The sequence below is a fragment of the Serratia sp. PL7 genome (assembly GCF_945957435.1).
Genome location: NZ_CAMFLB010000011.1, coordinates 239326 through 264834 on the forward strand (window position 1 = coordinate 239326; position 25509 = coordinate 264834).

31 protein-coding genes are annotated in these 25509 nt (G+C 59.9%); 14 read left to right on the forward strand and 17 right to left on the reverse strand.

The window, feature by feature from the left end:
- Positions 1–68 precede the first annotated feature (68 nt).
- The 4 genes from N6G83_RS33080 to purM all read right to left on the reverse strand — a co-directional run bounded on the left by N6G83_RS33080 (position 69) and on the right by purM (position 2821).
- Positions 69–284, reverse strand: coding sequence for a hypothetical protein (locus N6G83_RS33080; protein ID WP_043140451.1), 216 nt, complete (start codon positions 282–284; stop codon positions 69–71).
- A 196-nt stretch (positions 285–480) separates the two neighbouring features.
- Positions 481–1032, reverse strand: coding sequence for a spermidine N1-acetyltransferase (gene speG / locus N6G83_RS33085; RefSeq protein WP_004941631.1), 552 nt, complete (start codon positions 1030–1032; stop codon positions 481–483).
- 113 nt (positions 1033–1145) lie between these two features.
- The gene (gene purN, locus N6G83_RS33090) at positions 1146–1784 is read right to left on the reverse strand and encodes a phosphoribosylglycinamide formyltransferase (protein WP_260516065.1); all 639 of its coding nucleotides are present in this window, start codon (positions 1782–1784) and stop codon (positions 1146–1148) included.
- The gene (gene purM, locus N6G83_RS33095; RefSeq protein WP_260516063.1) at positions 1784–2821 is read right to left on the reverse strand and encodes a phosphoribosylformylglycinamidine cyclo-ligase; all 1038 of its coding nucleotides are present in this window, start codon (positions 2819–2821) and stop codon (positions 1784–1786) included. The genes purN and purM overlap by 1 nt, the downstream gene beginning before the upstream one ends.
- Positions 2822–3076: 255 nt before the next feature.
- On the opposite strand from purM, the gene upp reads away from it, so the two are divergent.
- On the forward strand, positions 3077–3703 hold the full coding sequence (gene upp, locus N6G83_RS33100) for a uracil phosphoribosyltransferase (protein ID WP_004941642.1): 627 nt from the start codon (positions 3077–3079) through the stop codon (positions 3701–3703).
- Positions 3704–3779: 76 nt separating this feature from the next.
- Entirely contained in the window at positions 3780–5069 is a 1290-nt protein-coding gene (gene uraA, locus N6G83_RS33105; protein WP_016926727.1) for a uracil permease, read from the forward strand.
- Between the two features lie 47 nt (positions 5070–5116).
- On the opposite strand, the gene N6G83_RS33110 is transcribed toward uraA, so the two are convergent.
- Complete coding sequence (locus tag N6G83_RS33110; RefSeq protein ID WP_016926728.1) at positions 5117–5365, reverse strand: GlsB/YeaQ/YmgE family stress response membrane protein; 249 nt, start codon at positions 5363–5365, stop codon at positions 5117–5119.
- Between the two features lie 33 nt (positions 5366–5398).
- Positions 5399–5914: a hypothetical protein gene (locus tag N6G83_RS33115; protein ID WP_016926729.1), complete on the reverse strand. Its 516-nt coding sequence runs from the start codon at positions 5912–5914 to the stop codon at positions 5399–5401.
- Positions 5915–6186: 272 nt separating this feature from the next.
- On the opposite strand from N6G83_RS33115, the gene hda reads away from it, so the two are divergent.
- Positions 6187–6888 (forward strand): DnaA inactivator Hda, encoded by a 702-nt coding sequence (hda, locus tag N6G83_RS33120; RefSeq protein ID WP_025159568.1) that lies wholly within the window; start codon positions 6187–6189, stop codon positions 6886–6888.
- Positions 6889–6895: 7 nt separating this feature from the next.
- On the opposite strand, the gene N6G83_RS33125 is transcribed toward hda, so the two are convergent.
- The 4 genes from N6G83_RS33125 to N6G83_RS33140 form a co-directional block, all read right to left on the reverse strand.
- Positions 6896–7441, reverse strand: coding sequence for a helix-turn-helix transcriptional regulator (locus tag N6G83_RS33125; RefSeq protein ID WP_025303842.1), 546 nt, complete (start codon positions 7439–7441; stop codon positions 6896–6898).
- A gap of 13 nt (positions 7442–7454) precedes the next feature.
- Entirely contained in the window at positions 7455–7685 is a 231-nt protein-coding gene (locus N6G83_RS33130) for a hypothetical protein (RefSeq protein WP_060434427.1), read from the reverse strand.
- A gap of 200 nt (positions 7686–7885) precedes the next feature.
- A complete protein-coding gene (gene arsC, locus N6G83_RS33135; protein WP_049296087.1) occupies positions 7886–8239 on the reverse strand; it encodes an arsenate reductase (glutaredoxin) in 354 nt (117 codons plus the stop codon).
- A gap of 20 nt (positions 8240–8259) precedes the next feature.
- Complete coding sequence (locus N6G83_RS33140) at positions 8260–9729, reverse strand: tetratricopeptide repeat protein (protein ID WP_025303839.1); 1470 nt, start codon at positions 9727–9729, stop codon at positions 8260–8262.
- 340 nt (positions 9730–10069) lie between these two features.
- Here N6G83_RS33140 and N6G83_RS33145 point away from each other — a divergent pair, with 340 nt between their 5' ends.
- Positions 10070–10609, forward strand: coding sequence for an RrF2 family transcriptional regulator (locus tag N6G83_RS33145; protein WP_025303838.1), 540 nt, complete (start codon positions 10070–10072; stop codon positions 10607–10609).
- Between the two features lie 160 nt (positions 10610–10769).
- Complete coding sequence (locus N6G83_RS33150) at positions 10770–11978, forward strand: NAD(P)/FAD-dependent oxidoreductase (protein ID WP_142591427.1); 1209 nt, start codon at positions 10770–10772, stop codon at positions 11976–11978.
- Positions 11979–12014: 36 nt separating this feature from the next.
- On the opposite strand, the gene N6G83_RS33155 is transcribed toward N6G83_RS33150, so the two are convergent.
- Positions 12015–12476 (reverse strand): Lrp/AsnC family transcriptional regulator, encoded by a 462-nt coding sequence (locus N6G83_RS33155; RefSeq protein ID WP_019452433.1) that lies wholly within the window; start codon positions 12474–12476, stop codon positions 12015–12017.
- Between the two features lie 193 nt (positions 12477–12669).
- Between N6G83_RS33155 and N6G83_RS33160 the strand changes: the two genes are divergently transcribed.
- The gene (locus N6G83_RS33160; RefSeq protein WP_025303836.1) at positions 12670–13287 is read left to right on the forward strand and encodes a LysE family translocator; all 618 of its coding nucleotides are present in this window, start codon (positions 12670–12672) and stop codon (positions 13285–13287) included.
- A 2-nt stretch (positions 13288–13289) separates the two neighbouring features.
- On the opposite strand, the gene N6G83_RS33165 is transcribed toward N6G83_RS33160, so the two are convergent.
- Both N6G83_RS33165 and N6G83_RS33170 read right to left on the reverse strand, forming a co-directional pair.
- Complete coding sequence (locus tag N6G83_RS33165) at positions 13290–13742, reverse strand: GNAT family N-acetyltransferase (protein ID WP_025303835.1); 453 nt, start codon at positions 13740–13742, stop codon at positions 13290–13292.
- A gap of 43 nt (positions 13743–13785) precedes the next feature.
- A complete protein-coding gene (locus N6G83_RS33170; RefSeq protein WP_043140438.1) occupies positions 13786–14388 on the reverse strand; it encodes a helix-turn-helix domain-containing protein in 603 nt (200 codons plus the stop codon).
- 43 nt (positions 14389–14431) lie between these two features.
- On the opposite strand from N6G83_RS33170, the gene N6G83_RS33175 reads away from it, so the two are divergent.
- On the forward strand, positions 14432–15124 hold the full coding sequence (locus N6G83_RS33175) for a B3/4 domain-containing protein (protein ID WP_099817659.1): 693 nt from the start codon (positions 14432–14434) through the stop codon (positions 15122–15124).
- Positions 15125–15130: 6 nt separating this feature from the next.
- Here N6G83_RS33175 and N6G83_RS33180 read toward each other — a convergent pair whose 3' ends face one another.
- On the reverse strand, positions 15131–15346 hold the full coding sequence (locus N6G83_RS33180; RefSeq protein WP_025303832.1) for a hypothetical protein: 216 nt from the start codon (positions 15344–15346) through the stop codon (positions 15131–15133).
- A gap of 852 nt (positions 15347–16198) precedes the next feature.
- On the opposite strand from N6G83_RS33180, the gene N6G83_RS33185 reads away from it, so the two are divergent.
- Positions 16199–17275, forward strand: coding sequence for an AI-2E family transporter (locus tag N6G83_RS33185; protein ID WP_025303831.1), 1077 nt, complete (start codon positions 16199–16201; stop codon positions 17273–17275).
- Between the two features lie 44 nt (positions 17276–17319).
- On the opposite strand, the gene bcp is transcribed toward N6G83_RS33185, so the two are convergent.
- Both bcp and N6G83_RS33195 read right to left on the reverse strand, forming a co-directional pair.
- Positions 17320–17784 (reverse strand): thioredoxin-dependent thiol peroxidase, encoded by a 465-nt coding sequence (gene bcp, locus N6G83_RS33190; protein WP_025303830.1) that lies wholly within the window; start codon positions 17782–17784, stop codon positions 17320–17322.
- Positions 17785–17786: 2 nt separating this feature from the next.
- On the reverse strand, positions 17787–18392 hold the full coding sequence (locus N6G83_RS33195; protein ID WP_369783268.1) for a glycine cleavage system transcriptional repressor: 606 nt from the start codon (positions 18390–18392) through the stop codon (positions 17787–17789).
- 110 nt (positions 18393–18502) lie between these two features.
- On the opposite strand from N6G83_RS33195, the gene dapA reads away from it, so the two are divergent.
- The 6 genes from dapA to ypfH all read left to right on the forward strand — a co-directional run bounded on the left by dapA (position 18503) and on the right by ypfH (position 25291).
- On the forward strand, positions 18503–19384 hold the full coding sequence (gene dapA / locus N6G83_RS33200; RefSeq protein WP_033644005.1) for a 4-hydroxy-tetrahydrodipicolinate synthase: 882 nt from the start codon (positions 18503–18505) through the stop codon (positions 19382–19384).
- Positions 19385–19400: 16 nt separating this feature from the next.
- Positions 19401–20453: an outer membrane protein assembly factor BamC gene (gene bamC, locus N6G83_RS33205; RefSeq protein ID WP_025303828.1), complete on the forward strand. Its 1053-nt coding sequence runs from the start codon at positions 19401–19403 to the stop codon at positions 20451–20453.
- A gap of 170 nt (positions 20454–20623) precedes the next feature.
- On the forward strand, positions 20624–21337 hold the full coding sequence (gene purC / locus N6G83_RS33210) for a phosphoribosylaminoimidazolesuccinocarboxamide synthase (protein ID WP_019453889.1): 714 nt from the start codon (positions 20624–20626) through the stop codon (positions 21335–21337).
- Positions 21338–21546: 209 nt separating this feature from the next.
- The gene (locus tag N6G83_RS33215) at positions 21547–22413 is read left to right on the forward strand and encodes a neutral zinc metallopeptidase (protein ID WP_043140420.1); all 867 of its coding nucleotides are present in this window, start codon (positions 21547–21549) and stop codon (positions 22411–22413) included.
- A gap of 55 nt (positions 22414–22468) precedes the next feature.
- On the forward strand, positions 22469–24481 hold the full coding sequence (locus tag N6G83_RS33220; protein ID WP_260516056.1) for a tRNA(Met) cytidine acetyltransferase TmcA: 2013 nt from the start codon (positions 22469–22471) through the stop codon (positions 24479–24481).
- A 120-nt stretch (positions 24482–24601) separates the two neighbouring features.
- Positions 24602–25291 (forward strand): esterase, encoded by a 690-nt coding sequence (ypfH, locus tag N6G83_RS33225; RefSeq protein ID WP_260516054.1) that lies wholly within the window; start codon positions 24602–24604, stop codon positions 25289–25291.
- A gap of 30 nt (positions 25292–25321) precedes the next feature.
- Here ypfH and N6G83_RS33230 read toward each other — a convergent pair whose 3' ends face one another.
- Positions 25322–25507 carry a YpfN family protein gene (locus N6G83_RS33230; protein ID WP_004941720.1) on the reverse strand — a complete coding sequence of 62 codons (186 nt, stop codon included), beginning with the start codon at positions 25505–25507 and terminating at the stop codon, positions 25322–25324.
- Positions 25508–25509 lie beyond the last annotated feature (2 nt).

A 25509-nucleotide genomic window follows, 5' to 3' on the forward strand; every position in this document is an offset into this window, starting at 1 on the left:
CACTATAGGCCACGGTTGACGGAAATCTAACACCCATATGAACGGCTCTTCGGAGCCGTTTTCTGTTTTTATCGTCCCCGTCCCGAAACCCGCAACACTACCCCCACCAGCAGCAACGCAGCCCCCGAGGCATAGAGCGGGAACCAACGCGTCCACCAGAGTGAGGAAAACAGCGGGGTGCTATTGGGATCTGCGGAGGCGTAGCCGCTATAGGTATTCAGGCCGGCGGCGATGGCGAGCATCGCCAGGCCGATAAAAAGCAGCAGGTTTGAGACGGTCGTCATGGCATTTTTCCTTTGTAGAGGCAGAGGGTAATTCTTACTATTAATTATTGTTCGATTAATTATCTCGGGAAATATTATTTATTTTCGTATTCATCAGGCTATTTCCTGACGATAAAATAATATGCATTAATACTAGCCGCTTATTTCCCAATAAAAAACCCGCCTGGGCGGGTTTTCTCTTTTTTCTCGCAAATTGTCACTTCACCAGCGGCTTATCATTGGGCGTTTTGAACTTCGCCAGGTATTGCGGCTGGAAAATGCACATGCGCAGCACGGTGCGGTATTCGCCGTTGACGAAGAACTCGTCGATCAGCTCGCCTTCCACGTTGAAGCCCAGCTTGCTGTAGATGTGGATCGCCTTCGGGTTCTCCTTATCGACGATCAGGTACAGCTTGTACAGGTTCAGCACCGAGAAACCGTAGTCCATCGCCAGACGGGCGGCGGTGCTGGCGTAGCCTTTGCCCTGGTGGGCAGGATCGATGATGATCTGGAACTCAGCGCGGCGGTGGATGTGATCGATCTCCACCAGCTCTACCAGGCCGACCTTGGCGCCTTCGTGCTCGATGATAAAGCGGCGCTCGCTCTGATCGTGGATGTGTTTGTCGTAGAGATCGGAAAGCTCGACAAAGGCTTCATAGGGTTCTTCAAACCAATAGCGCATGACGCTGGCGTTGTTGTCCATCTGGTGGACGAACGACAGATCGTCCCGTTCCAATGGGCGTAACCTGACGCTGGCAGTGCTGGACATGTGGGCTCCTCTGTGCCGTGAAATTGTGCAAAGTATAACTTCACAGAATGGATGAAGGCGAAAAAAAACGGCGCCGCGTGGGCGCCGTTTAGGCAAGGTTCAGGCTGCGCGCATCAGTCGGCGGCATGACCCTGCTCAGGCAGGCGTTCGCCGTCCAGCCAGGCGGCGCCATCGCGCATCGCCAGGCGACCGTCGACGAACCAGCTCACCACCAGCGGATAGATCGTGTGTTCTTGGGTTTGCACCCGTTCAACCACGTCATCCTCTTCGTCGTCAGCGAAAATCGGCACCTTGGCCTGTAAAATCACCGGGCCGCCGTCGAGCTGTTCGGTCACGAAGTGCACCGAGGTGCCGTGTTCGCTGTCGCCGTTGTCGATGGCCTGACGGTGGGTATGCAGACCCGGGTATTTCGGCAGCAGGGAAGGGTGGATGTTCAGCATGCGGCCGGCATAACGCTGCACGAACTGCGGGCTGAGGATGCGCATGTAGCCGGCCAGCACCACCAGATCGGGCTGGTGCTGGTCGATGGCGTCCGCCAACGCGGCGTCGAACGCCGTGCGATCGGCGTAGGCCTTGGCATCCAGCGCCTGGGCGGCGATGCCCGCCGCTTCGGCGCGTTGCAGGCCATAAGCCTGCGCCTTGTTGCTGAACACCGCCACGATTTCGGCGGCGATGCGGCCCTGCTGGCAGGCGTCAATCAGCGCCTGGAGATTGCTCCCCTGGCCGGAGATCAACACCACGATCTTTTTCATCAGTTGATGACCACTTGTTGTTCGTCGGAAGAGGCGGTCAGTTTACCGATTTTCCACGCTTTTTCACCTGCCGCGGTCAGCAGCGCGATGGCCGCTTCCACTTCGGCTTCCGGCAGGGCGATGACCATGCCTACGCCGCAGTTGAAGGTGCGGTACATTTCATGACGGCTGACGTTACCGGCCTGCTGCAGCCAGGTGAACACCGCCGGCCACTGCCAGCTGGCTTCGTCGATCACCGCCTGCATGCCTTCCGGCAGCACGCGTGGAATATTTTCCCAGAAGCCGCCGCCGGTGAGGTGAGCGATGGCGTGTACGTCCGCCTTCTCGATCAGCTCCAGCACGGACTTCACGTAAATCTTGGTCGGCGCCAGCAGGTGGTCGGCCAGCGGTTTGCCTTCCAGCTGAGTGGCGGTCGGATCGGTGTTGCTCACTTCCAGGATTTTGCGCACCAGCGAGTAGCCGTTGGAGTGTGGGCCGGAAGCGCCCAGGGCGATCAGCGCGTCGCCGGACTGCACTTTGCTGCCGTCGATGATCTCGGCTTTTTCGACCACGCCGACGCAGAAACCGGCCACGTCGTAGTCTTCGCCGTGGTACATGCCCGGCATTTCAGCGGTTTCGCCGCCCACCAGCGCACAGCCGGACTGTTTGCAGCCCTCGGCGATGCCGGTGATCACGCTGGCTGCGGTGTCCACGTCCAGCTTGCCGGTCGCGTAGTAGTCGAGGAAGAACAGTGGCTCGGCGCCCTGAACCACCAGATCGTTGACGCACATCGCCACCAGATCGATGCCGATGGTGTCGTGGCGTTTCAGATCCATCGCCAGACGCAGCTTGGTGCCCACGCCGTCGGTACCGGAAACCAGCACCGGCTCGCGGTATTTCTGCGGCAACGCACACAGGGCGCCAAACCCGCCCAGACCGCCCATCACTTCCGGGCGACGGGTCTGTTTAACTACACCTTTGATGCGATCTACCAATGCGTTGCCTGCATCGATATCGACACCTGCGTCTTTATAGCTGAGAGAGGTTTTGTCGGTCACTGCGCGATTCCCCACGACGATTTGCGGTTTGAAAACTGTGCTTCCGATGTTGATTCCGGAATAAGGCGCGGCAATTCTAACAGCGCAGGCAAACGTTTGCGAGCGGCTTGTGAACCGGCTCCGCTTTTTCGTCATCTATACTGATATTCAAACTTTTGTTGATCCCGATCGGGCTATTGTGGGTGGCGCGGCGAAAAAAAGGAGGTATAATCCCGCGATTTTTTTGGCCGCAACCACCTTAATAGGAGAAAAATGATGAAGATCGTTGAGGTGAAACACCCGCTGGTAAAACACAAGCTTGGCCTGATGCGCGAAAATGACATCAGCACCAAACGCTTCCGTGAGCTGGCCTCAGAAGTGGGTAGTTTACTGACCTATGAAGCGACCGCCGATCTGGAGACGGAAAAAGTCACCATCGAAGGCTGGTGCGGGCCAGTTGAAGTGGATCAGATCAAAGGGAAAAAGATTACCGTAGTGCCAATCCTGCGCGCAGGTCTGGGCATGATGGAAGGGGTGCTGGAGCACGTGCCGAGCGCGCGCATCAGCGTGGTGGGCGTATACCGCGACGAAGAAACCCTGGAGCCGGTGCCGTACTTCCAGAAGCTGGTTTCCAACATCGAAGAGCGCATGGCGCTGGTCGTCGACCCGATGCTGGCCACCGGCGGTTCGATGATCGCCACTATCGATCTGCTGAAGAAAGCCGGCTGCCACAGCATCAAGGTGCTGGTCCTGGTCGCGGCGCCGGAAGGCATCGCCGCGCTGGAGAAAGCGCATCCGGACGTTGAGCTGTATACTGCCTCCATCGATCAGTGTCTGAACGACAAGGGCTACATCGTGCCTGGCCTGGGCGATGCGGGCGACAAGATATTTGGTACTAAGTAAACATTTGAGCCGACTTAACGAGTCGGCTTTTTTTTGACTAAAACCTATAAAACCAATAAACCGAGGAAAAGCACACATGACCCGTCGCGCCATCGGCGTCAGCGAGCGCCCGCCGCTGCTCCAGACCATTCCGCTCAGCTTCCAGCACCTGTTCGCCATGTTCGGCGCCACCGTGCTGGTGCCTATCCTGTTCAAGATCAACCCGGCGACCGTGCTGTTGTTCAACGGCATAGGCACGCTGCTGTATCTGTTCATCTGTAAAGGCAAGATCCCGGCCTACCTCGGCTCCAGCTTCGCGTTTATCTCGCCGGTGCTGCTGCTGTTGCCGCTCGGTTACGAAGTGGCGTTGGGCGGTTTCATCATGTGCGGCGTGCTGTTCTGCCTGGTGGCGCTGATCGTGAAAAAGGCCGGCACCGGCTGGCTGGACGTGATGTTCCCGCCGGCGGCGATGGGGGCGATCGTCGCCGTCATCGGGCTGGAGCTGGCGGGCGTAGCGGCCAACATGGCGGGGCTGCTGCCGGCGGAAGGCACCAGCGCCGACTCGACCACCATCACCATTTCGCTGGTGACGCTGGCGGTCACGGTGCTCGGTTCAGTGCTGTTCCGCGGCTTCCTGGCGATTATCCCGATCCTGATCGGCGTGCTGGTGGGCTATGCGCTGTCGTTCTTCATGGGCGTGGTGGATTTGACCCCGATCCGCGAGGCGCACTGGTTCGCGCTGCCGACCTTCTACACCCCGCGCTTTGAGTGGTTCGCCATCTTCACCATTCTGCCGGCGGCGCTGGTGGTGATCGCCGAGCACGTCGGCCACCTGGTGGTGACCGCCAACATCGTGAAAAAAGACCTGATCCGCGATCCGGGCCTGCACCGCTCGATGTTCGCAAACGGCATCTCGACGGTGTTCTCCGGCTTCTTCGGCTCCACGCCGAACACCACCTATGGCGAGAACATCGGCGTGATGGCCATCACCAAGGTCTACAGCACCTGGGTGATCGGCGGCGCGGCGGTGCTGGCGATCCTGTTGTCCTGCATCGGTAAGCTGGCGGCGGCGATCCAGGCGGTGCCGGTGCCGGTGATGGGCGGCGTTTCCCTGCTGCTGTACGGTGTGATCGGCGCTTCGGGCATTCGCGTGCTGATCGAGTCCAAAGTGGATTACAACAAAGCGCAAAACCTGATTTTAACCTCGGTGATCCTGATCATCGGCGTGAGCGGCGCCAAGGTGCACATCGGCGCGGCGGAGCTGAAAGGCATGGCGCTGGCGACCATCGTGGGGATCGGCCTGAGCCTACTGTTCAAGGTCATCAGCCTGTTCCGCAAGGAAGAAGAGGTGCTTGACGCGCCGGACGAATCGGCGGAGCAGAAGTAACGAAAAGGGCAGCCCAGGGGCTGCCCTTTTGACTTATGGCATTCGCCTTAGCTGCGAATTTTGCGGTACACGAACAACACCACGATGGCGCCGATAACCGCCACCACGAAGCTGCCGAAGTTGAAGCCGTCAACCTTGCCGTAGCCGAAGAAGGTGCTGATATAGCCGCCGACCACGGCGCCGATGATCCCCAGCACGACGGTCAGAATAAAGCCGCCGCCGTCTTTGCCGGGCATGATCCACTTAGCCAAAATACCGGCGATCAGGCCGAAGATAATCCAGGAAATAATCCCCATTTACTGCTCCTTTCTTTGGTGGCTGAGAATAGCTTACTGCTGGGTGGCCGGCTGAGTATTGCCGTTCACCGCCGCATCGGTCTCTTGTTTCAACTCTTGCGCTTTGTTTTCGGCGCTGTTCTTGATGGCTTCGGTCTTCGCCTTGGCCTGCTCGGTCAGATCGTTGGCGCCGTTGATGGCGTCGTTTTTGATGGCCTTGGCCTGATCCACCAACTGCTGGCTCTGTTTACCTGCGTCGTCTTTGATCGCGGCGGCTTTGGCCTTGGCGTCGTTGGTGATGGCGTCCGCCTGCTTGGCGGCGTCTTCTTTAATCGCCGAAGCTTTGTCTTTCAGCTGATCCGCCTGAGTGGCGGCCTCTTTTTTGATTTCATCCGCCGTCGCTTTCGCTTTGTCCGTCAGATCGTCCGCTTTTTTCTGGGCGGCGTCTTTCATCTGCTCGGCGCTGTCTTTGGCTTTATCCAGGTTGGCGTCAACCTTGGACGAGTCATCACAGCCGGCAACCAACAACCCGATAAAGGAGGCCAACAGCACTTTATTCCATACTTTCATCGTCTATATCCTTGCAGAAACCTTGTTGATGGTGATTGCATTTAGCCTACCTATACTAGGTCAGATTTTACTTAAATTACAAATTTAACCTGCGCAGGCATGGAGTTAGGGAATGATATCGGATAATTCTTGCCTCGACGGGTGCCGCCGCCGATCAAGCGGCGCTTAGGCATTGTTCACTATTGCGGCATAAGATCCTGCCGGTTCAACAGCGCCCGTTTTCTGTGTTAAACTGCCCACGTTTTTCTGCCAGTTTTGGTTGAGGTGCTTCTCTGAATACGCCGGCACAGCTTTCACTGCCACTTTATCTTCCCGATGATGAAACTTTCGCCAGTTTTTATCCGGGCGAGAACCCATCCCTATTAGCCGCGATCCAATCCGCCGTCCGTCAGGAACATGGCAGCTATATCTATTTCTGGTCGCGTGAAGGCGGCGGGCGCAGCCATCTGCTGCATGCGGCCTGCGCCGAGCTTTCGCAGAAAGGCGAAGCGGTGGGCTATGTGCCGCTCGACAAGCGCGCTTACTTCGTGCCTGAAGTGTTGGACGGCATGGAGCAGCTGGCGCTGGTCTGCATCGACAATATCGAATGCATCGCCGGCGACGAAGAGTGGGAGATGGCGATCTTCAACCTCTACAACCGCATCCTGGAAACCGGCCGCACCCGGTTGTTCATCACCGGGGATCGCCCGCCGCGTCAGCTGAACCTGCGTTTGCCGGATCTGGCTTCGCGCCTGGACTGGGGGCAGATCTACAAGCTGCAGCCACTGTCGGACGAAGAGAAACTGCTGGCGCTGCAGCTGCGCGGCAAACTGCGCGGCTTCGAGCTGCCGGAAGACGTGGGCCGCTTCCTGTTGAAACGGCTGGATCGCGAGATGCGCACGCTGTTTATGACTCTCGATCAGCTCGATCGCGCCTCGATCACCGCCCAGCGCAAGCTGACCATCCCGTTCGTTAAAGAGATCCTGGGGCTGTAACGAGCCATCAAGCCTGTTTTTCTGCATGTTCCAGCAGGGTGCAATAATGCTCAACCTGCTGGCGTTGCCGATCGCTTCGCAGTTGCAAAGCGAGATTGATGTATTCCAGACACTGCGCATTGTCTGCAAGCCGTGGGTCGATTTTCCCCTGCTGTGCCAACCAGGCCGCCACGTCAGCCCAGCGCCATAGCGGTGAGGCTCCGCCGAGCCGTTGAATGGGGGAAGGGAAGCCGCCGGGGCCGCGAGTCCCGTCTTTTAGCATGGCGATCGCCTGACGTGACAGTTCAGTGAGCTCGGCAATATCGCTTAACCCTACCAGGCTGGAGTCCACCGATATCACCTTGGCGCCAATAGTTGCAGACTCGATATCGCTGATGGCGCTGCAAATCGCGTGCGCAAAGTTATCGCTTTCTCGATCGAATTCCAGGTAAACGGCTTTACCGTAGAAACAGATCAGCGCGTCATCGCATCCCGCCGCATACAGCGCATCCTCCAGCCCGGCGGTATCGGCAGTGACCCCGCCCAGCGTCAATGCGAAATGATAAAGCGTCATGGTGATTCTCCGGTTATTTTTTCTGCGACAGCGCCAGGCAGTGATCGACCTTGCGCCGAATCTGTTTGGCATGTACCTCTGGGTTTTTTGGCGTGCTCCAGATGCTCATCATATGTTCTTGGTGCCCGACAAAGGCGCAATGTAGCCGACCAAATGCGTGCCCCTTACTGGGCCGAAAATACCAACCCTGAGAAAGGGCGTAAGCTAATGCCGCCTGAATGTGCTTGTCTGGGTGTTTTTTCATCGCTCGTCCAGTGATGCGCTCAGGGTAGGTGGGGTGTTGACGATTGTCAACGGCTGTTTCACCGAGAGATTTGGCGTTTGCGCAGCATAGCAGTAGAAGAAGACTGGGATGATGAAAAGTATTTATATAACAAACAATTAAAAATAGCCCTGTTCAGGGCTATTGGTATTTTGCGGTTCAATAACAGACTTTCCGGACGATTACAAAATCTCCAGCACCTGCTCCGGCGGTCGGCCGATGCGCGCCTTGCTGCCTTTTACCACGATCGGGCGTTCGATCAGTTTCGGGTTCGTCGTCATTGCCGCCAGCAGCTGCTCTTCGCTCAGGCTGTCGTCCGCCAGCTTCAATTCCTTGTACAGATCTTCTTTTTTGCGCATCAGCTCGCGCGCGGATGTGAAGCCCAGTTCCTTCAACAGCTTTTTCAGCTCATCGACCGTAGGGGGCGTTTCGAGGTACAGCACCACCTTGGGATCGACGCCGTGCTGTTCCAGCAGCGCCAGGGTTTCACGGCTCTTGGAGCAGCGCGGGTTGTGGTAAATCGTGACGTTTTTCATGGCGTTCATTCCTTGTTGAATCAGCTGCGTTGGTATTGGCGGAAGCGCTGTTGCAGTTGGCGCAGCTGGTCGATGCGCGCATCGTAGCGCGCCTGTTTTAGGCTGCCGAGTTTTTGCAGCGAGCTGGCATTGCTGAGCAGGCCGATGGCCTGATCGAGCCGGCCGTTCAGCGCCAGGCTTTCGGCACGGGCCGACAGCTCTTCATCGCGCAGCCCTTGTGCGGCGCTGGCCTGCGCCAGCAGATCCCAGCCGTTCGGATCGTCCGGATGGGCAAAGGTGTAGCGGTTCAGGATCTTCGACGCCTGCGCCGGCTGGTTGCCTTCGACATAGGCGTTGGCCAGGTTGAGCTGCAGCACCGGATTGTTGCTTTGGGCGGCGTTGGCCGCCTGCAGGCGGGCGATGGCCTGCGGCGCGCGTTTCTGGCCGAGATCGATGTCGGTCATCAGGTCGATCAGCCAGACGTTTTTCGCATCCTGCGCCAGCATCGGTTGAATGATATTGCGCGCGTCGTCGTATTTTTTCGCTTCATAGAACAGGATGGCGCGGCCGTATTTGGCGGCCGCCTGTTCGCGCACGTTGCCCTTGCTGAGCGAGCCGAGCAGTTCTTCGTTCAGGCCATAGCCTTCCGAACTGTACATGCCCAGTGCGCGCACCTTGGCCATCAGGTAATCCTGCGAGGACTGCACGATGTGTTTCGGCATCTGGTTGGCGCGGTTGCGTGCGTCGGAGAGGCGGCTGTCCGGCAACGGGTGCGTTAGCAGCATTTCCGGCGGTTTGGAGGCGTAGCGCGACTGATCCGAGAGTTTCTGCAGGAAGTCGGGCATCGCTTCCGGATCGAAACCGGCGCGCTGCAGCACCTGAATGCCGATGCGATCGGCTTCCTGTTCGTTCGATTGGGTAAAGCTGATCATGCCTTGCTGGGTGCCGGCCATGGTGCCGCTCAGCGCCGCCATGCCCATGGTCGGGTTGGCCATCGCCAGCAGGATGGAACCAAGCGCGCCCACCCAGGTCAACGGGGCGTTGCGCTGCTGATCTTCCATGGCGCGCGCCAGGTGGCGCTGGGTGACGTGCGAGATTTCGTGCGCTAGCACCGAAGCCAGCTGGCTTTCGTTGTCGCTGACGCGGAACAGGGCGGAATGCAGCACCACGTTGCCGCCGAAGAAGGCGAAGGCGTTGATTTCGTCGTTGCGCACCAGATAGAAATGGAACGGCGTGCGCACCGAATAGGCGCTGGCCACCAGCCGGTTGCCCAGCTGATTGATGTATTGGATTAGCAGCGGATCGTTGATCAGCGGGGCGCTGGCGCGCAGTTGGCGCACGTAAAAATCGCCCATCGCCAGTTCTTGTCCGATGCTCAGGGTGCCGCCGGCGGAGGTGCCCATATCCGGCAACTGGTCCTGGCTTTCCGCCTGTGCTGGCGCCAGGGCGGTGGCGTTCAGCGTGCCGAGCAGCAGCACCGCTAACGCGGTTTTGGTCAACCGGTTGGTCATAGTCAGGCGTTTCCCTTAAATAATCATTTCTAAGACGTCAGCAGCAGACAAGAGTTCTTTATTCCCACGGCGCAATCCGCGTGAAAGTGCGGCGGCTCACAAACCGCGGCGGCGGTGCCCATCACATCATAGTCAGCCGTTGGCAACAAGGAAACGTTAGCCGGGCGCGAATCGGGCAAAAAAGTTTTATTTTTCATTTCGAAGGGCGTTTTCTGCGTCGCCGGTGGCCTGCATTGTCAATAAAACACGGATAAAGTTGATCCGCGTTTTATTGACAAGATAAACGCAGACTCATATAGTCTGCGTTATTGAAGATTCATTGACGGTTGAAAACGGACATATGGCGTACATCACAACCAGCGTTGAATATGGCATCCACTGCCTGCTGTGGCTGGTCGGCGATAACCAGCGGGCGCTCAGCAGCCGCGAACTCGCCGAGCTGCAAGGGATCTCACCCAGCTTTCTGGCCAAGATTTTCCCCAAGCTGGAAAAGGCGGGGATCGTCGCCGCCAGCGAAGGGGTGCGCGGCGGCTACCGGCTGGCCCGCCCGGCGGACGAGATCAGCTTTCTGGCGATCATCGACGCTATCGAGGGGCACAAGCCGCTGTTCGATTGCCAGGAGGTGCGCGGGCGCTGCGCGGTGTTCGATGACTCCCCGCCGGATTGGGCGGTCTCCGGCAAATGCGCTATCCATGCGGTGATGCTGCAGGCGGAGAAGGCGATGCGCGATGCGCTGGCGGCGCAGACTCTCGGCGCCGTCGCCGCCCGTTTTGGCCGCAAAGCGCCGCAAGGCTTCTTCGGCGAGGTCAACCTCTGGCTCGACGAGCGCATGACGGAACGCACCGCGCGCAGCGGCAAAACGGCGCGCGCCAAGACCTAACCACCGCCTTTCCTTAAAACGAAACACACTTTTTCCCGCCTCTTCGGAAGGGGCGGGCGGGCCTTCTGCACCCTGTTACGGGAGCGGGACGGCATCGTTCATCCGAAAAAACTGCGGGCAGCCTTGTCGCCCGGTTAACCCTGTATGAAGGAGTCATCCCATGACGCAGAAAATAGTGATTGCCGGTTCCGGTTTTGCCGGTTTTTGGGCCGCCGTGTCCGCCATGCGCGCCATTACCCTTGCCGGTAAGCATGACGATATCGAGGTGCTCATGGTTTCACCGACGCCAACCGTTACCATCCGGCCACGCCTGTATGAGGCCGTGCTGGAAAACATGAACCCGGACATTTCCGCGCAGCTCGCCGTCGTCGGTGTGCGCCACCTGGCCGGGATGGTAGAGCGTATCGATGCCGCTGCTAAAACGCTCACGGTGGCGCAGGCGACGGGGGAACCCCTTGAGTTGGCCTACGATCGTTTGGTGTGGGCCACCGGCAGCCGGCTGTCCGTGCCTGCGGTGCCGGGCTTTGCCGAATACGGCTTCAACGTCGATACGCTGGAAAGCGCACAGCGTTTGGGCGCCCATATCAACGCGCTGGCGGCCAAACCCTCGACGCCGGCGCGCAACACCGCCGTGGTGGTGGGCGCGGGGCTGACCGGGCTGGAGAGCGCGGCGGAGATGCCGCAGCGGCTACGCGATGCGCTGGGCAAAGACGAGAACGTGCGCGTTGTGATCGTCGATACCGCCCCGGAAGTGGGCGCCGGGATGGGGGCGGAGCCGGGGGCGGTGATACGCCAGGCGTTGGCGGAGTGCGGCGTGGAAGCGCGGGCCGGCCTGCGCGTCTCGGCCATCGACGCCGAGGGGGTGATGCTGTCGAACGGTGAGCGCATCGCCGCCAACACGGTGATCCTGGCGGCGGGCGTGCGAGCGCATCCGCTGACCGAGCAGATCCCCGGCGAGCGCGACGGCAGCGGACGGGTGATCGGCGATGCCTTCCTGCGCGCGCCGGCGGCGGCGGGCATTTTCGTGACCGGCGATACGGTGAAGGCGGCGACAGACGATCTCGGTAACCACAACCTGATGACCTGCCAGCATGCGCTGAGCCTTGGCCGCGTGGCCGGCCACAATGCGGCGGCGGAGCTGACGGGCTTGCCGGCGCACCCTTACAGCCAGCCGAAGTATGTGACCTGTCTGGATCTGGGCCCCTGGGGCGCGCTGTATACCGAAGGCTGGGAGCGCCAGGTGCGCTTTACCCGTGAGGAAGGCAAAAAGATTAAGCAGGAGATCAACACGCAGTGGATTTACCCACCGGCGGCGGATCGCGAGGCGCTGTTTGCCGTCGCCAATCCGGATTTCGTGATTGTGCCTTAAAGAAAAGAGAAAACGGGAGCGGTAACGCTCCCGTCGTCATTTGCCCAGCGGCAGGAACGAGCGCTCCGGCACCACGGTTTTCATCACCAGCGTGGAGCTCAGGCGCTGCACGCCCGGCAGAGCGGAGAGTTTCTCGTCGTAAAGCTGCTGGAAGGCGGGCAGATCGCGGGCGATCACGTGCAGCAGATAGTCGGGATCGCCAAACAGCCGCTGTGCCTGCACCACCTGCGGAATGTCCACCATGGCGTTTTCGAAGGTTTCAACGGCGCGGCGATCGCCTTCGCGCATGGTGACGAACACCAGGGCGGAAAAGTTATAGCCCAGGCTGCCGGGGTCGAGCTGGGCGCGGTAACCCCTGATCACCCCGGACTCCTCTAATGCCCGCACCCGGCGGTGGCAGGGAGACACGCTCAAACCGATCCGCTCGGCCAGCTCGGTTACCGACAAACGGCCATCGACCTGCAGTTCAGCAAGAATCTTGCGATCAATCTTATCCATTTGGAAAAATTTCCCCGCTTATGCCGATTTCAGGCAAGTAATTGAAAGCACATTTTAACGCCTTGAGGATATTCTTGCCATCTGTTGAACGGTTTTGACGGCCACCGCGGCAGGCGGAGGCCGTTCTTCTTCCACGAGGAAAGGCAATGGTTCTCTGTTTGGTGTGGCGTGGCGCGTCTGAGAGGGCGCCGGCATGACGCTCGCTCTGTTCGCCGCTTTTTGGGCGGTGTCGATTTTATTGGTGATCACGCCGGGTATGGATTGGGCCTATGTGATCTCGGCGGGCATTCGCGGCCGGGTGGTGGTGCCCGCCGTCGCCGGCTTGCTGTTCGGCCATCTGCTGATGATTGCGATTGTGGTGGCGGGCGTCGGCGCGCTGCTGGTCGGCAACCCGCTGGCGCTGACGGCGCTCACCCTGTTGGGGGCGGCTTATCTGTTGTGGATCGGTTTCAACATGCTGCTGCACCCGCCAGTGCCCGGCGCCGGTGAAGATCAGCGTTCCGATTCCTGGCTGCGCTGGGCCGGCAAGGGCGTGTGCGTCAGCGGCTTGAACCCCAAGGTGTTTCTGCTGTTTCTGGCGCTGCTGCCGCAGTTTACCGACGCCCGAGCCGAATGGTCGGTGCCGATGCAGATGCTGGCGTTGGGCGTCGTGCATTTGATCAGCTGCGGCCTGGTGTATCTGCTGGTGGGATTCGGTTCGCAGTCGGTACTGCGCACGCGCCCGCAGGCTGCGAAGATAGTGGGGCGCATCTCCGGCGCGGCGATGATCGTCATCGCGCTCGGGCTGCTGGCCGAGCAGGCGCTGAAATAGCATTACCGTCGATAGATGTCCGGCCGGGCGATCTGCCAGACAAAGTCGGGGTGGTTGATGGCCGAATAGCCCACTTTCTCATAGAGCCAGGGGGCGGTGCTGGTGACCAGCATGATTCGCCTCAGCTTCGCCATCAGCGGATGGGCCTGGCAGCATTCCGCCAGCCACAGGCCCAGCCCGCTTTTTTGATGCGTCTCCAACACGTACACGTCGCACAGATAGCCGAAAGTGGCGTAATCGGTGACCAGCCGGGCGAAACCGATCTGCCTGGCCTCGTGATACAAACCGAAGCACAGGCTGTGGGTGAGGGACTGGCGGACGGTTTCTTTATCGATTCCCTCCGCCCATGACGAACGGGTCAGAAAAGCGTGGATGGCATCGAGATCAAGCAGGGCGGGATCGGTGCTGACGAGATAGTCCGCACGCTGCCAGACAAGTGGGGCAGGGGTTGTCATGATGATTCTTCTCCTGTGAAAGCGTTCAGGTCAGGGCCGCCGTTCAGGCGTGCAGTTCGGCGACCGTCATGGTGAAAATCAGCGTGTCTTCGCCCTCGTTGGCGTACCGGTGCGGGCCGTCCGTTCTGGCGACCGCCGAACAGCCCGGCGCAATTCTGAGCTTGGTTTGTTCGACGGCAAGGCTTAAGACGCCTTGCTCAACGTGCAGCAGCTCAAACGTGCCCGTCGGGTGGCCGCCCGATGCATAGGATTCCCCGGGCGCCATTTCCCACCGCCACAGTTCTATCATGTTCGGGCCTTGGGTGCCCGCCAGCAAACGGGCCGAGCCGCCGCTATCGCCATGCCACAGCGTGGGAATATCTTGGCTTTCAATCAGGTAGGCGGCGGGCGCGCGGGTGACGTTGACGATGTCCGCCACCGAGAGACCCAGCGCCGCCGCGAGCTTGCACAGGATGGCGATGCTGGGATTGGCGGCGCCTTTCTCGATCTCTACCAGCATGCCTTTGCTGACGCCCGCCCGGCGCGACAGTTCGTCCAGTGATAGCTTTTGGCTTTTTCTCTGTTGCTTGATGCGATGTGACACCGCTTCGCTGACGGTTTGCACGTCGGCGCCAAACTCGGTCGGTCTGTTGACTTTTTTGTTCATCGGTCAATATTATGCAATAAAATGGTCAATATAGGATTATTTAATGATTTTAGTCGATCCGTCAATCGATCCGGCCGTCGCTGCGCTGGCACCCGGTTTCCGGGCGTTAAGCATTACCGCGGTTGCGGCTCCCATAGCCCATCCGGACGTGGGGGCGTTAGCGTTGGCGCAAGCCTGTCGCGCCCTCGGCGAGGAAGACGCACCCTGGGCAGAGGCGCATCTCACGGCCTGGCGCGAGGTTTTCATGCAGTTTGGCGCCAAACCCAAGCGTACGCCCTGTTCCGCCGACGCCCTGCGCAAGCGCGCGCTGCGCGACGGCACGATGCCCAGCATCGATCCGGTCGTCGATCTCTATAACGCCGTCAGCATCCGTTATGCGGTGCCGGTGGGGGGTGAGAATATCGCGGCCTATGTCGGCGAGCCGCGGCTGATCGTCGCGGATGGCAGCGAACTGTTCGATACCGTCAAGGAGGGGGCGGTGATCCATGAATCGCCGGAGGCGGGGGAGGTGGTTTGGTGCGACGATCGCGGCGTGACCTGCCGCCGCTGGAACTGGCGCCAGGGGGTCAGAACCCGGTTGAGCGCCGAGGCCGAGCGGATGTGGTTCATCCTGGAGAGCCTGCCGGCGATGCCGTTGGCGGCGCTGCACGAGGCGGGCGACGAATTGATTGCCGGTTTACGGCAAATGATGCCCGGCGTCACGGTAGAGCAACGGCTCATCGGCTGCGCCTCGTAACGGGTGTCAGCACTGGCGGCGGACCAAACCGGTGATCAAATCCAGCGCGTCGTCCGCCGCCGCGATTTCGCTTTCGCTGAGCGCTTGCCGTTCGATGAAGCTCTCGATCGCTTCCAACAGGGAGAAGACGCTGATTTCATCCCCTATCTTCACGACTTCGCAAACGCCACGCCCGATCGCCAGACAGATGGCTTCATCAAATTCACACGGTTTGCTGTTCATCTTTCCCCCTACGGCGTTTGGGATGATATCGGCCATGCTACCGGTTTTTTCCCGACGGCTGTCTGATGAAAATCCCATTTTTTCGTTGATGCTGACTGGCGCACGACCGCGGGCATTGGCGAAATTCTGATTTCCTCACCGTGGTCAAATTTCCCTTGTGACCACCGTGCCGGCGCGGTATTGTCGCCAAATGACGACAATACCGCCTCATTGTCCGCATAAAAAATTCATGACGTTATCATCCCTTCATCCCGCTGCCGTGCGGGATTTTTTTATGAGGTTTATCTCAAAGTGCGGATAACCTCGACGCGATCGCTTGCCATGCTCTGAGAATAATCCTAGCTTGAAATAGTCATTTAGGGTTAGCAATCCCTCATGACCTCCTTGTAACACTTGATGCACCAGAACGTTTTCTCCCCCGCTGCGGCGGGGGTTTTTAATGACGTGCATCAGAAAAGGCCGCAACGCAAGAACCGACAGAGTTCGTGACGATAACCAGTTTAAGTATCAGGGGACGGGACTATGAAAAATGATCTGGCGGCGGCGATCGCGATTGGCTGTGTGTTGTTGTTCGCATTGGCAGTCGGTTCGCCCCTTTCTATCGGTACCTCGCTGTAATCTTCCGCGGCCCCGTTCGGGGCCGCTCACCGAACCTGTCGCCGCGTCTGCGGATTTTTGCGCCGATCGCCTGCCCGCGCGATAAAATCAGCCAAATCGCTGTTGATGTATGGTGAACTTTGAGTACTCTGAGTGCTTTGCACACCTCGCGTGCGCCCGTTCTATCTATGCTTTAATCAGGCCCATCACAGGAATCGCCATGCCCGCCCGCCAAATCTCGAGGAGCCCGCTCTGATGCTGGAGATGTTATTACAGTGGTACCGCCGCCGCTTCACCGATCCGCAGGCTATCGCGCTGCTGGTGATCCTGGTCGCCGGGTTCCTCATTCTCTATTTTCTGCACGGCATTCTGACCCCGTTGCTGGTCGCCATCGTGCTGGCGTACCTGCTGGAGTGGCCGACCGCGCGCCTGCAGCGCATCGGCTGTTCGCGCACCTGGGCGGCGAGCATCATGCTGTTGGTGTTCGCGGGCGTTGCCATGCTGCTGGTGTTTGTCGTCGCGCCGACCGCTTGGCAGCAGGGCATCAATCTGATGAGCGATCTGCCGGGCATGCTCAACCAGTTCTATAACTTCGCCGCGACGCTGCCGAAGCGTTATCCAGCGCTGGTGGATGCCGGCATCATCGACATGATGGCGGAAAACCTGCGCAGCCGGCTGTCCGGCATGGGCGAATCGGTGGTGAAATTCTCGCTGGCGTCGCTGGTCGGCCTGCTGACGTTGGCTATCTACCTGATCCTGGTGCCGATGATGATGTTCTTCCTGCTGAAGGACAAAGATCAACTGTTGAACGCGGTGCGCCGCGTGCTGCCGCGCAATCGCGGCCTGGCGGGGCAGGTCTGGAACGAAATGAATCAGCAGATCACCAACTATATCCGCGGCAAGGTGCTGGAGATGGTGATTGTCGGTGTGGCGACCTACCTGGTGTTCGCCGTGCTGGACATGCGCTACTCGCTGCTGCTGGCGGTGCTGGTGGGCTTTTCGGTGCTGATCCCCTACATCGGCGCGGTGCTGGTCACCATACCGGTGGTGGTGGTGGCGCTGTTCCAGTGGGGCGTCGGCGCCGATTTCTGGACGCTGATCGTCGCCTATCTGGTGGTACAGGGGTTGGACGGCAACCTGTTGGTGCCCATTTTGTTCTCCGAAGCGGTCAACCTGCATCCGCTAGTGATTATCCTGGCGGTGATCGTGTTCGGCGGGATGTGGGGCTTTTGGGGCGTGTTTTTCGCCATACCGCTGGCGACGCTGGTGAAGGCGGTGATTCACGCCTGGCCCGATGAACTGCGGGTCGAGGTGGAAGACAAGGCCGGCTGACAGGGAAGAAACGAAGCGCAGCAGGCCGCTGCGCTTCGTGAGAATTACTGCTGCAGGTAGCTCAGAACGATGTCGTGGTGATTGGTGGTTTTGAAATCATCAAACACTTTTTCAATCTTGCCGTTGGCGTCGATCAGGAAGCTGATGCGGTGAATACCGTCGTAGGTCTTGCCCATGAAGGTTTTCTCGCCCCACACGCCAAACTGTTGCGATACCTGATGATCTTCATCAGACAACAGCGTGAAGTTGAGCAGCTCCTTTTCGGCGAAGCGCGACAGTTTTTCCGGTTTGTCGGTGCTGATGCCCAGCACTTCGACGCCGACCTTTTTCAATTCGTCCATGTTGTCCCGCAGGCCGCAGGCTTGCACGGTGCAGCCCGGCGTCATCGCCTTCGGATAGAAATAGACCAATACTCGCTGTCCCTGGAAGTCGGCCAAATTAATTTCCTCACCGTCCTGGTCAGGCAAACTAAATTTCGGCGCTGTGTCACCGGCTTTCAATGGGCTCATCACTACTCTCCATCTTTCTCATCATGCTGTGGATAGTTCACCACGCTAATACTGCCTTGCGCGTTCAATTCTGTACATAGGCGATGGAAGGCTTGCTCAATATTTGAGGCATCCCGATCGCCGGAGCTGTGGGCGGTGATTTGGATATACAGCTGCGGTGGCAGGTCGCCGTCCGCCGGCTGCGTGCGCGAGACCAGCTCGGCGATATTCATCTGGCTGGAGTCGAACAAATCGGTAAAGCGTTCGATGATATGTGGCGAGTCCTTGACTTCCACCTGCACCCATACCGTGGCCGGCATCGGCGGCCTTTCGTGCGAGTTTGTGCGCTTCATCACGATCAGCAGATCCAGCTCCGCGCCTTTTTGCGGCAGGGTGGATTCGATCAGGGTGATGGCGTTCCAGCTGCCGGACAGCAGCATGATGAACGTGAACTCCTCCCCCAGCATGGCCAGACGGCTATCTTCGATATTGCATCCGCAACTGCTGACGTGGCGGGTGATGGTATTGACGATTCCGGGGCGGTCGGCGCCGAGCGCGGTAATCACGAGATAGTGTTCGTCTGACTGAGGCAAAATAGCGCTTCCTGTCGTGCTTAATGGGGTTACCATGGTAAACATAAAAAAAACCGCCTGCCAAGCGCTTACAACGCGGTTGTGCGCTTGCTTTTGGATAGGCAGCAAAAGTACCATGAGTGACTTGTTTGTGGAGGGGACGGCCAATGTTTACGGGAAGTATTGTTGCACTGGTTACGCCGATGGACGACAAAGGTGCTGTCGATCGCGCGAGCCTGAAAAAATTGATCGATTATCATGTAGCCAGTGGCACCGCGGCGATCGTTTCCGTAGGGACCACCGGCGAGTCCGCAACGCTTGCCCATGACGAGCACGTTGACGTGGTGCTGCAGACGCTGGAGCTGGCCGACGGCCGCATCCCGGTGATCGCCGGCACTGGCGCCAACGCTACCGCCGAAGCCATCGCGCTCACCACCCGCTTCGCCAACACCGGCGTGGTGGGGTGTCTGACGGTGACGCCGTACTACAATAAGCCGACGCAGGAAGGGCTGTATCAGCACTTCAAGGCGATCGCCGAGAGCACCGAGCTGCCGCAGATCCTGTACAACGTGCCTTCGCGCACCGGTTGCGACATGCTGCCGCCGACCATCGCTCGGCTGGCGAAAATCAAGAATATTGTTGCTGTAAAAGAAGCGACGGGGAACTTAAGTCGCGTTAGTCAGATCCAAGTGCTGGTTGACGATGAAGATTTCATTTTGCTGAGCGGCGACGACGCCAGCGGACTGGACTTCATGCAACTGGGCGGCAAAGGGGTGATTTCCGTGACGGCCAACGTGGCCGCGCGCGAGATGGCGGAACTTTGCGCGCTGGCGGCGCAGGGCAAGTTTGCCGAAGCGCGCCGCTTAAATCAGCGCTTGATGCCGTTGCATCAGGATCTATTTGTAGAAGCAAACCCAATTCCGGTGAAGTGGGCCTGTAAGGCGTTGGGATTGATGGCAACCGATACGCTGCGTCTGCCGATGACGCCGTTGAGTGAAACCGCCCGCCCGGTGGTGGAGCGCGCGCTGAAAAGCGTCGGTTTGCTGTAACTCTAAGGGAAATTTGATGGCTTATTCATTGCAAAAGTCGACGGTAGCAAAAGTAGTGGGCATCTCTTTGGTGATGATGCTGGCAGCCTGCAGCAGCGATCAGCGCTACAAGCGCCAGGTCAGCGGCGACGAGGCCTACCTCGACGCGGCTCCGCTCAAGGCGCTGAACGCGCCGTCCGGCATGATCCTGCCGGTGCAGAGCGGCAACTATGACGTTCCCGCCACGAAGCTGCAAGGCAACGTCGGCAAGCAGCTGGACATTCGTCCGCCGGTGCAGCCGTTGGCGCTGCTGAGCGGTTCACGCGCGCAATACGCCGGCGACAGCGGCACGCTGCTGCTGGAAAACAGCCCGCAGAACCAGAACCTGTGGTCGCGCGTCGTCAGCCTGCTGCAGGCGAAGAACATCGCGATCGCTTCCCGCCAGGACGCCGGTCAGACCCTGACCACCGACTGGGTGAAGTGGAACCGTCTGGACGAAGACAACCAGTACGAAGGCCGTTATCAGATCAGCGTGCAGCAGCAGGGCTACCAGCAGGCGCTGGTGGTGAAAAGCGTTGGCCTGCAGCAGCAGGGCAAGAGCGAGCAGGTGACCGACCAATCTGAGATTCAGCGCTACAACGGCATGATGATCAACACCCTGATCGAAGGCCTGGACAAGCAGGACAACCTGGCGAGCAGCCAGACCGCCAGCCGCTTCGGCGCACTGGACGTGCAGAGCGGCGCCGATGACACCGGCCTGCCGATGCTGGTCGTGCGTGGCCCGTACACCGTTGTGTGGGATCGCCTGCCGCCGGCGCTCGAAAAACTGGGGATGAAAGTGGGTGACCGCAGCCGTCCGCAGGGCACCGTCGCCGTGACCTACAAGTCCCTGAGCAGCAGCGATTGGGATGCGTTGGGCGTTAAGGATCCTGAACTGGCGGAAGGGGATTACAAGCTGCAGGTCGGCGATCTCAACAACCGCACCAGCCTGCAATTCATCGATCCGAAAGGCAAACCGCTCACCCAGTCGAAAAACGATGCACTGGTGGCGGCATTCCAGTCTGCCTTCAGTAAAACCAGCGTTAACTAATCAAAAAGGGGCCTCGGCCCCTTTTTGTTTTGTCTATACGGTATCGTTTGCGTCGCAGGTTTGGCACAATAGTGTCCGGCACGCCAAAGAATTCATTAGGTCAATTCTATACCCCCTAATTTCGGGCCGCGCTCGGGAGACAACGGGGATACATCACTGGAGTAAGTAAGATGCAAAAGCTAGCTGAGCTGTATCGCGGAAAGGCAAAAACCGTTTACACCACCGAGAATCCCGATCTGTTGGTGTTGGAGTTCCGCAACGATACGTCAGCACTGGATGGTCAGCGCATTGAGCAGTTCGATCGCAAAGGCATGGTGAACAACAAGTTCAACCATTTCATCATGAGCAAACTGGAAGAAGCCGGCATCCCGACCCAGATGGAGCGTCTGCTGTCCGACAACGAAGTGCTGGTGAAGAAGCTGGACATGGTGCCGGTGGAATGCGTGATCCGCAACCGCGCCGCCGGTTCGCTGGTGAAGCGTCTGGGCATCGAAGAAGGTCTGGTGCTGAACCCGCCGCTGTTCGATCTGTTCCTGAAAAACGACGCCATGCACGATCCGATGGTGAACGAATCCTACTGCGAAACCTTCGGCTGGGTGAGCAAGGAACATCTGGCGCGCATGCGTGAGCTGAGCTACCGCGCCAACGAGGTCTTGACCCAGCTGTTCGACGACGCCGGCCTGATCCTGGTCGACTTCAAGCTGGAGTTCGGCCTGTTCAACGGCGAAGTGGTGCTGGGCGATGAGTTTTCGCCAGACGGCAGCCGCCTGTGGGACAAAAACACCCTGGACAAGATGGACAAAGACCGTTTCCGTCAAAGCCTGGGCGGCCTGATCGAAGCCTACGAAGAAGTGGCGCGCCGCATCGGCGTGAAGCTCGACTAAGCGTTGGCACCGCCATTCGGGGCGATCCGGCCGGATCGTCCCGCTATTCTGCGTTTTTCCAGAAAATTTCTACATTTCCTCCGCGGCAGACCATTTATAATGATGGATGCGAGATGACTAAAACCTATCCCACTCAGGCTTGAAGCTGCCTTTGCGCTTACGATCGCGGTGCAACTTCAACGAGCAGGGGAAATATCTGGAGTGTATTTATGCGTTGGCAAGGGCGTCGGGAAAGTGACAATGTTGAGGATCGTCGCGGGCAATCTTCAGGTTTGGGCGGTGGTGGCGGCGGCTTCCGTGTGCCGCGCGGCAAGGGCGGCATTGTCATTCTGGTGGTGGTGCTGGTGGCCGGCTATTACGGTATCGATCTGTCGCCGCTATTGAACGGCGGTAACGTCGCACCGCAGGGTCAACAGCAGAGCGCCAACATCAGCCCGAAAGACGATGAATTGGCCAAATTTACCTCGGTGGTGCTGGCCTCAACCGAGGATAACTGGAAAGAGATTTTCCAGCGCATGGGCAAAACCTATCAACCGCCGAAGCTGGTGATGTATCGCGGCGTGACGCGCACCAGCTGCGGCACCGGTCAGGCGGCTATGGGGCCGTTCTACTGCCCGGGTGACAGAACGGTGTATATCGATTTGTCTTTCTACCAGGATATGAAAACCAAGCTGGGTGCCGGCGGTGATTTCGCCCAGGCCTATGTGGTGGCGCACGAAGTCGGCCACCACGTGCAGAACCTGTTGGGCATCGAGCCGAAGGTCCGCCAGATGCAGCAGGGCGCCAGCCAAGCGGAAGTAAACCGCCTGTCGGTGAAAATGGAGCTGCAGGCGGACTGCTTTGCCGGCGTGTGGGGCAAATACGCTGAGAAGCAGCAGATGCTGGAAGAGGGCGACCTGCAGGCGGCGCTGAACGCCGCACAGGCGATTGGCGACGATCGGTTGCAGCAGCAGAGCCAGGGCCGCGTTGTGCCGGACAGCTTCACTCACGGCACCTCGCAGCAGCGCTATACCTGGTTTAAACAGGGCTTCGACAGCGGCGATCCCAATACCTGCAACACCTTTGCATCCCGTTAACGCCTCAAGTGCCGGAGCCTGACTCCGGCATTTTTTCGGATTGAGACACAGCGTTATGTTACAGGCAGCGCAACAACTTATGCGGCGGCAGGGCATCCGACGCCTGCTGGTGCTCAGCGGTGAACCTGACTGGTGCCGCGAACAGGCGCAGCGGCTGGCGGCTACGTTGCCAGGCGACTGGCCGTGGGTCGGGGAAAATCCGCCGCCCGGCCAGGTGGCTTTAGCAAGCGGCGCGATGCGCCAATTGCTGGGGCAGGAGCGGCTGCACGCGGTGTTCGACGCCTGTCACTCGCTGGACGTAGAGGCGCTGGCGGCGTTGAGTGGCGCCTTGCGCGCCGGCAGCTGGCTGCTGCTGTTGACGCCCCCCTGGCGACAATGGCCTCAGCAGCCGGACGGCGACAGCCTGCGCTGGAGCGATTGTCCGCAGCCGATCACCACTCCGCATTTCATTCATCATCTGCAGCAGCATCTGGCCGATGACAGCGAAGTGACGATCTGGCGGCAGGGAGAGCCCCTGATGCTGGCCGCGCTGCCGGCGCGTGAAGGGTGGCAGCCGCCGGATGGCCGCCCGACCGAGGAACAACAGGCGATCTTGACGGCGCTGCTGCAGGCCGAGTCCGGCGTGTGGGTGCTGACCGCCGCCCGCGGCCGTGGCAAATCGACGCTGGCAGGTATGCTGGTGGCGCAGTCGCCGCTGACCTGCTGGATCACCGGGCCGAGCCGCGCCGCCACTGAGGTGGCCGGGGAATGGGCGCAGGGGCGCGCGCAGTTTTGGGCGCCCGATGCCTTGCTGGCGCAGTGTCGTGAGGGTGACGTCAGCGCCGTGGGGTGGCTGCTGGTGGATGAGGCGGCGGCGATCCCCGCGCCACTGTTGCAGCAGTTGATCGGTTATTTTCCTCGCGTGCTGTTGACCACCACGGTGCAGGGCTATGAAGGCACCGGCCGCGGTTTTCTGCTGAAGTTTTGCGCCGGGCTGCCGTCCTATCAGGCGCTGAGCCTGCAACAGCCGATGCGTTGGGCACAGGGGGACGCGTTGGAACGGATAACGGACAATGCGCTGTTGTTCAACGAGCTGCCCGCCTGGCCGGCGGACGGCCAGGCGATCGATTACAGCCAGGCGGAGCAGCGTGAACTGTGCGCCGATCCGCAGCGGCTGGCGCGTTTCTATGCTCTGCTAAGCAGCGCGCATTACCGCACCTCGCCGCTGGATTTGCGCAGGTTGATGGATGCGCCCGGTATGCATTTCGGGCTGGCGCAGGCCGAACAGGAGGTGGTGGGCGCCGTGTGGCTGGTGGACGAAGGCGGGTTGAGCGCCGAGTTGGCGCACGACGTGTGGGCCGGCCGCCGCCGACCGCGCGGCAACCTGGTGGCGCAGTCGCTGGCGGCGCATGGCGGCCAGTGGTGGGCGCCGACGCTGCGATCACGGCGCATTACCCGCATCGCGACGCTGCCTGCGTTGCGGCGGCAGGGTATCGCGCGTCAGCTGGTCGAGCGGCAACGCTGCCAGGCTCAGGGTCTGGACTTCCTGTCGGTCAGCTTCGGCTATACCGAGCCGCTGTGGCGCTTTTGGCAATCCTGCGGTTTCGAGCTGGTGCGCATCGGCAGCAAGCCGGAGGCCAGCAGCGGCTGCTATACCGCGATGGCTATCTTGCCCCTGAGCGAGCAAGGAGAGGCGCTGCGGCACGCGGCGCACAAGCATCTGGCGCGCGACTGGCCCTGGCTGCGGCAGCGTATTGAACTCGCGCTGGCGATCCCGGGCGACGACGGCGACACGCCGCTTGGCGAAGAGGACTGGCGCGAGCTGGCCGGATTCGCTTTCGCCCATCGGCCGCTGGAGGCCAGCCTGGGGGCATTGCAGCGTTTGCTGTTGGCCAGCAATTTGCCTCTGCCCGCGCTGCGCGGCCATCTGCAACGGCGGCAATCCCCGGCGGCCTGCGCGGAGCAGGCGGGCGTAAGTGGCCAGAAAGCCTTGCTGCGGCACTGGCGGCACGAAACGGCGCAGGCGCTGGAACAGTTGAATGCGCAGCACTGCCGTTACTGGCGCGACTGGGCGCAGTCGTTGCAATAAATTGAATAACTCGCTCAATAAAACCCGATTTTCCCGATTTCTCAACGGCGTATAGTCACTGTCAGCGGTGCGGCGGCGACTGTCGCCGCACCAGGTTTGGTTACTATTAAGGAGTCATCGATGAAACATGAGCATTTCGTTGTCCAAACCCCGGCGACCCCGGCGGCGCAGCTGATCTTGCTGTTTCACGGTGTCGGCGACAACCCGGTGGCGATGGGGGAGATCGGCAGCTACTTCGCCAAAGACTTTCCTCAGGCACAGGTGGTGAGCATCGGTGGCCCCGAAGCGTTCGGCAACGGCGCCGGGCGCCAGTGGTTTTCGGTGCAGGACGTGACCGAAGAGAACCGCGCGGCCCGCATCGCAGACGTGATGCCGCAGTTTGTGGCCGTGGTGCGTCATTGGCAGCAGTTGAGCGGCGTAGGCTATGCCGGCACGGCGCTGGTGGGGTTCTCGCAGGGGGCGATCATGGCGCTGGAAGCGTTGAAAGCAGAAACCCGGCTGGCCGGGCGCGTGGTCGCGTTCAGCGGGCGTTTCGAGCAACTGCCTGAGCGGGCTTTCGGCGACAGCGTGGTGCATTTGATCCACGGTGAAGAGGACGCGGTGATCGCGGTGCAACACGCTCACGCGGCGGCGGAGGCGTTGCGGACCAACGGCGCCGATTTCACGCTGGACGTGGAGGAAAACGTCGGGCACGCAATCAACCAGGGCATGATGAACGCCGCGTTGGAAAGGCTGCATTATTATGTGCCGCAGCGCTACTGGGACGAAGCCTTGTCCGGCAAGCGCGGCGAGCTGATCGCCTTTCGCTAAAAATTCAGGGCGCCGATGAGCGCCCTGATGTCATTTCTTTTTCGGCCAGTCGTCTTCGTCATCCCACTGGGCATTGTTGTCGCGGTGCGGCGGTATCTCCGGCTTGTTGGCCAAATAGCTTTTAACGTCGACGCGGCGCAGTTCCTTGATGCCGCTGACGACCATCCCCACCAGAACCAGCAGGATAATCCACCAGTAATCAGCTAACCATTGCATAG